Source organism: Desulfuromonadales bacterium (assembly GCA_035620395.1).
GTDB lineage: Bacteria > Desulfobacterota > Desulfuromonadia > Desulfuromonadales > DASPGW01 > DASPGW01.
This window is the reverse complement of sequence record DASPGW010000187.1, coordinates 1-11,487: the sequence shown is the minus strand read 5'-3', so window position 1 is coordinate 11,487 and position 11,487 is coordinate 1. Positions and strand designations below refer to the sequence as shown.

Annotated in this window: 11 protein-coding genes; 6 read left to right on the top strand and 5 right to left on the bottom strand. The window is 65.3% G+C overall.

The annotated features are described in order from the left end of the window. Positions 1–114 precede the first annotated feature (114 nt). The 3 genes from VD811_10155 to glmU all read right to left on the bottom strand — a co-directional run bounded on the left by VD811_10155 (position 115) and on the right by glmU (position 3,957). A complete protein-coding gene (locus VD811_10155; protein ID HXV21334.1) occupies positions 115–564 on the bottom strand; it encodes a hypothetical protein in 450 nt (149 codons plus the stop codon). A gap of 105 nt (positions 565–669) precedes the next feature. Beyond that, positions 670–2,499 (bottom strand): glutamine--fructose-6-phosphate transaminase (isomerizing), encoded by a 1,830-nt coding sequence (gene glmS / locus VD811_10150; GenBank protein HXV21333.1) that lies wholly within the window; start codon positions 2,497–2,499, stop codon positions 670–672. 63 nt (positions 2,500–2,562) lie between these two features. Then, positions 2,563–3,957 carry a bifunctional UDP-N-acetylglucosamine diphosphorylase/glucosamine-1-phosphate N-acetyltransferase GlmU gene (glmU, locus tag VD811_10145; protein HXV21332.1) on the bottom strand — a complete coding sequence of 465 codons (1,395 nt, stop codon included), beginning with the start codon at positions 3,955–3,957 and terminating at the stop codon, positions 2,563–2,565. A gap of 171 nt (positions 3,958–4,128) precedes the next feature. On the opposite strand from glmU, the gene VD811_10140 reads away from it, so the two are divergent. The 3 genes from VD811_10140 to VD811_10130 are packed head-to-tail and all read left to right on the top strand — an operon-like array spanning position 4,129 to position 7,700. Further along, positions 4,129–4,680 carry an MXAN_5187 C-terminal domain-containing protein gene (locus tag VD811_10140; protein HXV21331.1) on the top strand — a complete coding sequence of 184 codons (552 nt, stop codon included), beginning with the start codon at positions 4,129–4,131 and terminating at the stop codon, positions 4,678–4,680. A gap of 13 nt (positions 4,681–4,693) precedes the next feature. Further along, the gene (locus VD811_10135; GenBank protein ID HXV21330.1) at positions 4,694–5,821 is read left to right on the top strand and encodes a patatin-like phospholipase family protein; all 1,128 of its coding nucleotides are present in this window, start codon (positions 4,694–4,696) and stop codon (positions 5,819–5,821) included. Positions 5,822–5,828: 7 nt separating this feature from the next. Next, the gene (locus tag VD811_10130; protein ID HXV21329.1) at positions 5,829–7,700 is read left to right on the top strand and encodes a B12-binding domain-containing radical SAM protein; all 1,872 of its coding nucleotides are present in this window, start codon (positions 5,829–5,831) and stop codon (positions 7,698–7,700) included. 118 nt (positions 7,701–7,818) lie between these two features. On the opposite strand, the gene VD811_10125 is transcribed toward VD811_10130, so the two are convergent. Beyond that, entirely contained in the window at positions 7,819–8,094 is a 276-nt protein-coding gene (locus tag VD811_10125) for a thioredoxin family protein (GenBank protein ID HXV21328.1), read from the bottom strand. 190 nt (positions 8,095–8,284) lie between these two features. Between VD811_10125 and VD811_10120 the strand changes: the two genes are divergently transcribed. The 3 genes from VD811_10120 to VD811_10110 are packed head-to-tail and all read left to right on the top strand — an operon-like array spanning position 8,285 to position 10,939. Beyond that, positions 8,285–9,313 (top strand): zinc-binding dehydrogenase, encoded by a 1,029-nt coding sequence (locus tag VD811_10120; protein HXV21327.1) that lies wholly within the window; start codon positions 8,285–8,287, stop codon positions 9,311–9,313. Next, positions 9,306–10,355, top strand: a complete 1,050-nt coding sequence (locus VD811_10115; protein HXV21326.1) for an alcohol dehydrogenase catalytic domain-containing protein — start codon at positions 9,306–9,308, stop codon at positions 10,353–10,355. Before VD811_10120 ends, VD811_10115 begins: the two co-directional genes overlap by 8 nt. Positions 10,356–10,372: 17 nt before the next feature. Next, positions 10,373–10,939: a cupin domain-containing protein gene (locus tag VD811_10110; protein HXV21325.1), complete on the top strand. Its 567-nt coding sequence runs from the start codon at positions 10,373–10,375 to the stop codon at positions 10,937–10,939. A gap of 107 nt (positions 10,940–11,046) precedes the next feature. Here VD811_10110 and VD811_10105 read toward each other — a convergent pair. Then, a partial coding sequence (locus VD811_10105) for a response regulator (GenBank protein HXV21324.1) occupies positions 11,047–11,487 on the bottom strand: 441 nt, incomplete at its 5' end.

Here is an 11,487-nt window from a genome sequence, read left to right as displayed (position 1 = left end):
GGGATAGTAACACCCCCGGTCAGACATGTAAACCACTTGCCCGCCGTCTGTCCAGGCATAAAAAAGAGCGGGGCCGCGCACGACCCCGCTCTTCGATCGGATTCAGGTACCGGCTTACTCCCGGGGTGCCCGCTCCGGCTCCTCGACCCAGGCCTGGGCCAGGGAAAGATGGCGCAGGAACTCGGCGGCGTGCAGGAATCGCTCGGCGTTCGCCGGGACGTTGATCTCTTCTTCCCCCCGCTGGACCGAGAAGGCATAGCCCGTCTTGCCGCTCCGCTCGAAGCGGTCGAGAGTCAGGCGGGTGACGACCTCCCCCTCGCTCCCTTCGAAGCGGTGGTTCAGCGTCTCCTTGCCGCCATCGCGGAAGACCTTGTGGATCTTGCGGTAGAGCTCGAACCCTTCGGCCGGCTCGGCGACGAAACGGATCGCCGCCGCCCCGCTCTCCATGCGGAAGAAGCGCAGGACGATGCGCCCCTCCGGCGGACGCCCGTCGCTGCGCTTCTCGTACGGACCGATCTCCACTCCGGCACTCTTGGCGTAGATGGTCACCTGCGGTACTTTCATGTTTTCCCCCTCCCTGGTTGAAGGCCGCGCTGCGGCCGGTGTGACTACGTCATTCTCTGATCCATGCTTGGCGATGTTGAACCGAACCTCAACTGCCTTCCCCTCTTACTCCACCGTCACGCTCTTCGCCAGGTTCCTCGGCTGATCGACGTCCGTCCCCTTGAGGACGGCGATGTGATAGGCGAGCAGTTGCAGGGGGACGGCGGTGAGTACCGGCATCAGCTCGTCGACGATTGAAGGCAGGGTAAGCACGACGTCGGCCTTCCCCTGCAGCTCCTCGCCGGGGCCGTCAGTGAGCACGATCACCTTGCCGCCGCGCGCCCGCACCTCTTCGAGGTTGGAGATCACCTTCTCGTAGGTCTCGTTGCGCGGGGCAATGACCACCACCGGCAGCTGCTCGTCGATCAGGGCGATCGGGCCGTGCTTCATCTCGCCGGCCGGGTACCCTTCGGCGTGGATGTAGGAGATCTCCTTGAGCTTGAGCGCCCCTTCGAGGGCGATGGGATACTGGTTGCCGCGTCCCAGGTAGAGAAAATCCCGGGCGCCCATGAAGGTGCGGGCCACCTCTTCGATGGCGGCGTCAAGCTCGACCGTCTCCTCCACCTTGCGCGGCAGGGTGAGCAGGGCTTCGGTGAGCCGGCTGCATTCGGCAGCGGAGAGCGTGTCGCGCGTCCGCCCAAGCCGCAGAGCGAGCAGGAAGAGGGCCACCAGCTGGGTGGTGAAGGCCTTGGTCGAAGCGACGCCGATCTCGGGGCCGGCATGCGTATAGACGACGCCGTCGCTCTCCCGGGCGATGGACGACTCGACCACGTTGCAAATGGCAACCGCACGCCCCCCCTTCCCCTTCGCCTCGCGCAGGGCCGCCAGGGTGTCGGCGGTCTCGCCGCTCTGGCTGATCAGCACCGTCAGTGTTCCGGCCGTCACCAGAGGATCACGGTAGCGGAATTCGCTGGCGATATCGACCTCGGCGGGAATACGTGCCAGCTTCTCGATGAGGAATTTGCCGACCAGGCCAGCGTGCCAGGAGGTACCGCAGGCGACGATGAAGATCTTCTCCACCGCCCGCAGCTCGGCATCGCCGAGTTTGAGGCCGTCGAGGAAGACGTCCCCCTGCTCATCACGGATGCGGCCGGCGATGGTGTCGGCGATGGCCCGGGGCTGCTCGTAGATCTCCTTGAGCATGAAATGCTTGTAACCCCCCTTCTCTGCCATCAGCGGGCTCCAGGTGATGGTCTTGACGCTCTTGGCGAGGAGCGTTCCGGCGAGGTCGGTCACCCGCATCCCGTCGGTGGTGAAGACGACCATTTCGCCGTCCTCGAGAAAGATCATCTCCCGGGTGTGGGAGAGCATGGCGGGGATGTCGGAGGCGACGAAGTGCTCCCCCTGCCCCTGCCCCACGACGAGAGGGGAGCCGAGCTTGGCGGCGATCAGCTTGCCCGGCTCCTGCTGGCAGAGGATGGCGACGGCGTAGGCGCCGCGGACTTCCGCCAGGGCGGCCCGGACGGCGGCTTCGAAGTCCCCGCACTCCTTGAAGTGCTGCTCGACCAGGTGAGCGATGATCTCGGTGTCGGTCTCCGAGTTGAAGGTGTGCCCCTGGCCGATCAGGCGCTCCTTGAGCGTCAGGTAGTTCTCGATGATGCCGTTGTGTACGACGACGATGCCGCCGGCAAAATGGGGATGCGCGTTGATCTCGGAGGGGCGGCCGTGGGTCGCCCAGCGGGTATGGCCGATGCCGCAGCTCCCCGCCAGCGGCCGTTCGCGCAGCACATTCTCCAGGTTGACCAGTTTCCCCTGCGCCCGGCGGATCTCGATTTTGCCGTCCTGCAGAGTGGCAATCCCCGCCGAATCATAGCCCCGGTATTCGAGACGGCGCAGGCCGTCGAGGATGATGGGGGTGGCTTCCTGCTGACCGATGTAACCGACGATTCCGCACATAGCAATTAAATCCTTCGGCTGGAAATTTCGCGGAGGGCGAGGCGGCGCCTCGCCCCTGCACGTTCAATTGATTTTCTGCCGTTTGGCGCGCCTTTTCGCCGCCCAGCCTTCGATGTTCTTCTGCTCGCTGCGCGAGATGGCGAGGGCGTCGGCGGGGACATCCTTGGTGATGGTGGAGCCGGCGCCGATCACGCTGCCGCTGCCGATGCTGACCGGCGCGATGAACTGGACATCCGAGCCGACGAAGACGTCATCGCCGACGGTGGTCTGGTATTTATTGACGCCGTCGTAGTTGCAGGTGATGGTGCCGCAGCCAAAGTTGACCCGCTCGCCGACCACGGCATCGCCGATATAGGTGAGGTGACTCGCCTGGCTCTTGCGGCCGAGGCGGGCCTTCTTCATCTCGACGAAGTTGCCAACCTTGTTCTCTCCGGCCAGATGATTGCCGGGGCGCAGGTGGGCCATCGGCCCGATGACGGAGCCGGTTCCGATCTCGGAACCTTCGATGACCGAGCCGGCCTTGATGTGGACCCGGTCGGCCAGAGCACTGTCGATGAGCATGGCGCCGGGCTCGATGAGGCAGTCGCGGCCGATGACGGTGGCACCACGCAGGTGGACGCCGGGATGAACGACCGTATCCTCACCGATGCGGACCTGCGGTTCGATGTAGGCCGTCGCCGGGTCGACCAGGGTGACCCCTGAGCGCATCAGCGCCGCATTGATGCGGCGACGCATCAGCAGGCCGGCCCGGGCCAGTTGTATCCGGTCGTTGATCCCCATCGTCTCTTCGGGGTCGCCGGCCACCAGGGCGCAGACTTTGCGGCCGGCGGCGCGGGCGAGAGCCAGCACGTCGGTCAGATAGTATTCCCCCTGGGCGTTGTCCCGGCCCACCTTCCCGAGAGCTTCGAAAACGAAGGGCGCCTCGAAGGCGTAAATCCCCGTGTTGATCTCGCGGATCGCCTTTTCCTTGAGCGAGGCGTCCTTCTCCTCGACGATGCGCAGCACCTCCTCACCGTCGCGGACGATGCGGCCGTAGCCGTGCGGGTCGGTCATCTCCGCGGTGAGCACCGTCACCGTAGCCGTCTGCGCCTGATGAAAGGCGAGAAGGCGTTCGAGCGTTTCGGCGCGCAGCAGCGGCACGTCGCCGCACAGCAGCAGCAGGGTCCCGGTAAAATCGGCCAGTTGCTCGCGCGCGCAGAGCAGGGCGTGTCCGGTTCCCAGTTGCTCTTCCTGCAGGGCGAACTGAAGGCCTTCGCCGGCCAGCGCCGACTTGACCGCCGCCGCTTCGTGACCGACGACCAGCACGGTCGGGTCACACCCCAGCGCCTTGGCCAGCCGCGCTGGAAAGAGGACCATCGGCAGTCCGACCACGGCATGCAGGACCTTCGGCAGCGCCGACTTCATCCGCGTCCCGCGGCCGGCGGCGAGGATGACGGCAGCTATCTTCCCCTCGTACATGATTATCCCCCGATTCTGGATTCGCAAAGGGCTTCATTATCATGGAAAGGCCCGGGGGAGTCAAGGCTTATGCCCCACAGGCGCATGCCCCGCGCAGACCGCCTAAACCGCGGCTTTTTCTTTGCAACAGCCCGAATCTCACAGTATAGTTATTGCTCATTGGGAGCACGAATGAAGGACCGCGACGCCATCGCCCATGAACTGAACGCCCTCGAACAGGGCCAGAAAGAGTTGGAAATACTCTACGAGCAGTATTTTGCCGGCATCGAGAAGCGGGAGCCGGTCAAGGCACGGGAGGACCTGGCTCTTCGCCTGCGGCGTTTTGCCAACCGGCGCATCATGCAGACCGATCTGCGCTTCAGGTATCAGAACCTCGCCACCCGCTATCACAGCTATTCCGGCCACTGGGACCGCATCCTGCGATTGATGGACGAGAGCCGCTATCCCCGCCACCTGCAGCGTGCCCCGGCCGTTCCAGGGGGGCAATCGGCAGCGGCCGCAGTGTCCGCCGCGCATGACGACGTCGAAACGGTTTACCGGCAACTTCTGGAAGCGGGCCGGATGCACAAAACCGGAATCGCCATTCCGGATCGGCAACAGATTGCCGCCTTCCTGGAACGGCAGAAGGAAAAGATCCGGGACAAGTTCGGCGATCGGGAAGTGGAATTCCGGGTGGTGACCGAGGACGGCAAGCCGAAAATCAAGGTCCGCGCAAAGAGTTGAGGAACGCAAATCTATGCACCCAGAACACGGAAAGACGGCGCTGGTGCTGGCGGGCGGAGGCATCATGGGGGCAGCCTACGAGATCGGCTGCCTGACCGCCCTCGACCGGCTCTTCACCCCGGCATTTTCGACCCGCCGTTTCGATATCTACGTCGGGATCAGTGCCGGCTCCGTTGTCGCCACCCTGGTCGCCAATCGCATCTCCCCATCCGGCCTGTACACCGCTATCGCCAACAACGAGGCCCACGTCTTCAACTTCTCCCGCGCCGACATCTACCGGCTCGACATGCGGGAAATCCTCGCCGACTGCGGCAAGGTCTGCAGAAATCTTTATCATATCTTCCGCAACCTCCGGCGCAGCGGCTGGAGGTTTTCTTTTGTCGATCTCCTGCATATCCTGCAGGAGCAGTTCCCGGCCGGCTTCTTCTCTCTGGATCCGATGCAGAACTATCTCTGCCGAGCCTTCCGCGAGGCGGGGATTCATGACGATTTTCACCTGCTCCACACCGAGCTCTACATCCCCGCCATCGACGTCGACCGGGGCGAACGCGTCATTTTCGGCAGCGAAGGGTTCCGCGACATCCACATCTGCCAGGCAATCACCGCCTCCTGCGCCATCCCGGTCTTTTTTCGCCCGCACCTGGTCGGCGGCCACTTCTATGTCGACGGTTCAGTCGGCCGGGTGGCCCACCTCGACATCGCCATCGAGCGGGGCGCCAAGCTGATTGTGGTCATCAACCCGCGGGTGCCGATGGTCAACGACCGTGAGAAATTCTGCCTGCCCTCCCTTTCTTCCGGCCAGTGCTCGAGCGTGGCCGAACTGGGGATCTCCTTTGCCTGGGAGCAGTCCCAGCGGATCGAAACCAAGCAGAAGCTCGACATGGCGCTCGCCGCCTACCGCCGCCAGTATCCCGAAGTCGACATCATCCTGATCGAGCCGGGCGCCGAGGAATCGCTCCTTTTCCTACAGAGCCCGATGAGCTTCAAAACCAGGAGCCATGTCATGCACTACGGCTACAATCTGACCCTGGGCGATCTCGCCGGCCGCTTCGAAGAATACCGGGAGATCTTCGCCCGCCACGGCATCGCCACCTGCACGGACCATCTGTGTGAAGCGCCGCCGGCCGACATAGTCTATTGAGCTGCTGATGCACATCGTCCTTACCACCCTGCACGTTCGCCCTTCGGCCCAGGCCGTTCCGCTGGCGGCGGCCTGCCTCGCCGCCGCCCTGCCGGAGGACCTGCGTCGGCAGACCCGGCTGCTCGATCTCTTCCCGGGCGAGGACGATGAGCAAATGCTGACCGCGATCCTCGCCGGTCGCCCCGACCTGGTCGCCTTCCCTCTTTATCTGTGGAACCGCCGCCGCGTCCTCGCTCTCGCCCGCCGCCTGCGCCAGCGTCGGCCCGAACTCTTCCTGCTCGCCGGCGGTCCCGAAGCGACTACCGATCCGGAGGGGGTACTGGCCGAAGGGGAACTCGACGCCGTGATTCGCGGCGAGGGAGAGATCACCTTTCGCGACCTGCTCGCCGCCCGCGACCAGGGAATTGAGCCGGCAGGTCTGGCCGGCCTCACCCTGCGGACGGCCGCGGGGGTCGTTGCGGGCCCCGAGCGCGCGGCGGTCGCTCGTCTTGACGAGCTCTCCTCCCCCTGGCTGACCGGTGTTCTGACGCCGACCGCCGGCAGCGGCGTTCTCTGGGAGACCAGTCGGGGCTGCCCTTTTGCCTGCGATTTCTGTTACGACGCCCGCGGCGGCCACGGGGTCAGAGCACTCTCCGCCGAACGCCTGCAGGCGGAACTCGATCTTTTCGTCCGAGCCGGCGTCTCCCAGGTATGGGTTCTCGACTCCACCTTCAATTTTCCGCCGGAGCGGGGCCGGGAACTGCTGCGTCTGCTTTCCTGCAAAGCCCCGCACATCCATTTTCACCTGGAGGCCAAGGCCGACTACCTCGACCGGGAAACGGCGAGGCTGCTCGCCCGCCTTTCCTGCTCGGTGCAGATCGGCCTGCAATCGGCCCGGCCCGAGGTTCTGCGCAGCCTGCACCGCGCTCTCGACCCCGACCTCTTCGCCCGGCAGCTGCGCTTGCTCGCCGCCGAGGGGGTGACCTTCGGCATCGACCTCATTTACGGCCTGCCGGGAGACGACTACCAGGGATTCTGCCGGAGCCTTACCTTCGCGCTGCAACTGACGCCGAACCATCTCGACATCTTTCCCCTTGCCGTTCTCCCCGGCACCCCCCTGCACCGGCACCGCGAGGACTTCGCCATCGAGGCCGGCAGCACGGCGCCCTATCTGCTGCGGCACAGTGCCAGTTGGAGCGAGAGCGATATGGGCCGGAGCCGGCGGTTGGCGGCGGCCGTCGATCTTTTCTACAACCTCGGCCGGGCAGTCGGGTTTTTCGCTGCCCTGCTCAAAGGGGCCGGCACCGAACCGGTCCCTTTCCTCGAAGGGTTCACCGACTGGCTGCTCAAGGAAAAAAGGATCGAGGAGCAGCGCTTTCTGGCCGTCGACGCCTGGCGCCCGGACGAGGTCCGGCAACTGCAGGAAGACTACATCGGCCACCAGCTGCGCCGGCAACGGCGGGAGTCGCTGCTCCCGGCCGCCCTCGACCTGCTGCGCTACCATTTCCACTATGCCGAAACCCTGCTCGGCGTCGAGACTCTGCCGGCGCCGCCGGAGAAGCTTGCCGGCCTCAATCCCTGGACCACCCGCTGGCGAACGGCCCCGACCGTGCGGCTGGTCCGCTTTGCCTACGAGGTTCTCGATCTGCTGGAGATGGGCGAACCCGACCTGGAGCGCTTCACCGCCCTGTTCCGCCCCGTCGGCTCGATGGCGCTTTTCGTGCGGCGCGGTGCCGAAGTCGTCTGTGAATCGTTGCAGGAGGATTTTCTGAAATTGCTGGAGGGGAGCGACGGAACCCGTTCACCACAAGAGATCTTCGCCGGCAGTCTCAGCCGGGCGATGGGGGAGGAAATCGTCGCTTTCGCGGTGGCCGAAGGGCTGCTGGTTCCGGGGGAGTAAAGGGCCCCGAGGGCACGAGGCACGAAATTATCGGAGCGGATGCAGCCCGCGCCAACAAAGAAACGACCCCTTTTTTCGGGGGTCGTTTCTGTTTTTTGACTCACTTGGGGCGCTCCGGTCACGCCACTTCGCCCATGCGCTTGTGATATCTCGGCCGCTCGGCAAGCAGAGATGTGATTTCCCTCACCTCCGGAATCCGGCCAGCCACCCGGACAGTGTCGTCGATCAGCAGGGCCGGTGACACGTAAACCCGGTGGTCGATCATTTTCAGGCGATCGCGGAAGACGTGAACCTCCGCTTCAACACCGGCGCTGTTCAGCGCTTCACGGACATTTTCCAACGTTCTTTCACATCGTTGACTGCTTTCCGGCTTGCAAAGGATGTCGATCCTCATCGCAATCTCCCTTCCTTCCGGCGGATTAAAAGGGGTAATTATTACTTTTCTGGTTATATTATAGAACATCTATCGGTAATGGCAAGTTTTTTCACGGGCCACAGCGGGCATCGCCCCTTGCCAGCGGGCCCTCTTCCCGCTACAATGGCCTCCCATTTCACACACGCGAGGCACCCTGGTGATCTGCCACATGCTCACGGCCCCCGGCCGTATCGAAACCCGCAACCTGCCCGATCCGGCCCCGCAAGAGGGGGAGCTGCTCGTCGCTATCCGCGCCGCCCTGACCTGCGGCACCGACCTCAAGGCTTATCGCCGCGGCCACCCGAAGATTCCCTTCCCCTCCCCGTTCGGTCATGAATTTGCCGGCGTCGTCGCCGCCGTCGGCGCCGGGGTGAGCAGTTTCCGGCCGGGCGATGCGGTGATGGCCGTTCACTCGGCCCCCTGCGGCAGCTGCTTCTATTGTCAGGCCGGCCAGGAGAATCTCTGCGAAACCATCATGGAGACCAAGGTGCTCGGCGCCTACGCCGACCGGATCCTCCTCCCCGCCCACATCGTTGCCCGCAACGTCTATGCGAAGCCGGACCATCTCTCCTTCGAGGAGGCGGCGTTTCTCGAACCGCTCTCCTGCGTCGTCTACGGCAGCCACGTGCAGCCGATGCGCCCGGGCGAGACCCTGCTCATCATCGGCGCCGGACCCATCGGTCTGCTGCACCTGCTGCTGGCCCGGCAGCGCGGGGTCGGCCGGGTCATCGTCACCGGCCGGCGGCAGGAGCGCCTGGAGCTGGCGCAACGGCTCGGCGCCGATGCGGTGGTGAACGTGGAGCGCGAGGACGCCTTGCCGCAAATCGCCGCCCTCACCGGCGGCCGCGGGGCCGACCAGGTCATCGAATGCACCGGCCTGCCCGAGGTCTGGGAGGCCACCCCGCGCCTGGTGCGCAAGGGGGGGCGCATCCTGCTCTTCGGCGGCTGCGCCGCCGGCACCGCCGTCACCTTCGACACCGGCCGCCTGCACTACGATGAGATCACCCTGCAGGGGGTATTTCACTTCACCCCGGCCGCGGTGGCCGAGGCCCGCGATCTGCTGGCCGGGGGTGCCATTCGGGTCGCCCCGCTGATTTCCGCCCGCCTGCCCATGGCGCAACTGGAGGAGGCTTTCTCTCTGCTGCAGCGGGGGGAGGGAGCCAAGTACGCCCTGATTCCGGAGGCCGTCGATGGCTAGCCTGCCGAAGACCATGGCGGTCGCCATGGTTTACGATTTCGATGACATCCGCATCGAAGAGCATCCCGTTCCCGCCATCGGCCCCCGGGAGATCCTGGTGCGGGTCGCCGCCTGCGGCGTCTGCTCGGGCGACGTCATGGACTGGTACATCCGCGCCAAGGCTCCCCTGGTACTCGGCCATGAACCGTCCGGAACGGTGGCGGCAGTGGGCGCCGAGGTGACCGGCTTCTCCCCCGGCGACCGGGTCTTCGTCCATCACCACGCCCCCTGCTTCGTCTGCGACCTCTGCCGGCGGGGACTGCACGTGCTCTGCCCGACCTGGAAGAAAAGCCGCCTCGATCCCGGCGGGATGGCCCGGTACGTGCGGGTTCCGCAGGAGAATCTCGCCGACACCCTGCGCCTGCCCGAAGGGGTCTCGTGCGAGGACGGCACCCTGGTGGAGCCGGCGGCCTGCAGCGTCAAGGGGATCCGTCGGGCCGGCCTGCAGCCCGGCGAGACGGTGTTGATCACCGGCATGGGAACGATGGGGATGCTCAACCTGCTGGTGGCCCGCGCCTTCGGCGCCGCCCGGGTGATCGTCGCCGACCTCGTCCCCTGGCGGCTGGAAAGGGCTCTGCATCTGGGCGCCGATGCGGTCATCGACGTCTCCCGCCACGGCCTTGCCGAAGGGGTCAAGGAGCTGACCGGCGGCGAGATGGCGCACCGGGTGATCGTCGGCCCCGGCACGCCGAAGGCTATGGCCGACGGCATCCGCGCCTGCGCCAAGGGGGGAACGGTCCTCTTCTTCACCCCGACCCCGCCCGGCGTTCTCCTTCAACTTGAGCCGCACCACCTCTACTTCAACGAAATCGACTTGCGTTGCAGCTACTCCTGCGGACCCTTCGACACCCGCGACGCTCTCGAGCTGATTGCCCGCGGCGTCATCCGGGCGCAGGATCTGGTCACCCACCGCTTTCCCCTGGCGCAGGCGGCCGAAGCCTTCCGTCTGACCGCCCGGGGCGGGGAGTCGCTCAAGGCGCTGGTGGTGCTGGACGAACAATGAACAGGGAATGAACAGCGATGAAGAAAGAAGACGAAACCACCCCTGCCGGCTCCTGCGACTGGATTCCGCCGGCGGGACGCGAGGAAGCCACCGGCGCCAGTTGTGACTGGGCCGGTCCGGCCGCTGCCAGCGGCGACAACCGAAGCGCCTTCTACCCCTTCCGCCCCGACTTTACCTGGGAAGGGGTTATCGCCGAACGCTACAAGGATGAAGAAGGGGGCTGGGCGGCCATCGCCCGCAATGTCCTGATCGGCAACCGCGGCGAAAGCGCCCGTTTCGACCTGCGCTACTTCGAGATCGCCCCGGGCGGTCATTCCTCCCTCGAGAAACACGTCCATGAGCACGTCGTCGTCTGCATCCGCGGCCGCGGCCGGGTGCTGCTTGCCGGCACGGTGCGGGAGATGAGCTTCCTCGACACCGCCTACATCGGCCCCGAGGATCCCCACCAACTTCTGAATCCCTTCGACGAACCTTTCGGTTTCTTCTGCATCGTCAACCACGACCGCGACCGGCCACGCTCCGTCGGCGATGACGAGCTGCAACGGCTCCTCTCCGGCCCTGCCGCCCGGGTGATTCGCGGGTAGGGGGCTTTCTCGCTGCGCCCTGGGCAGGGAAGCCCTGTCCTTCCAGCCCGAAAAAAGTGAAAGGCCGCCTAATCCCGGACGGCCCACTCTTACCTCTTACCTCTTTGTCACCGTGCCGGCGGCTCGCCTTTCCCGTAGACGAGGCGCAGGGCCCGCTTGACCCTTGCCGTCAGCCGCACCGGATTGATCGGCTTGGCGACGAAGTCGAAATACCCCCTCTCGAGAAGCATTGCCTCTTCCTCCGCCGCCGCCTTCGACGAGAGGGCGATGACGGGGATGTCGCGCGTGTCGAGATTGGCCTGCAGGGCGCGAAACATCTCGTAGCCGTCCATCCGCGGCATCACCGTATCCGTAATGATCAGGTGCGGCTTCTGCTGCAGGGCAATCTTCAACCCTTCCGCTCCGTTGCTCGCCTGCAAAAGGCTGTAGCCCTCCTTGCGCAAGGCGGCGACGATGGCCAGGCGCACCATCTCCTGGTCGTCGACAACCAGAACCGTCCACCATTCGCTCTTTTCGGTCTGCTGGTCGGCCTGCAGATAGTGCCTGTT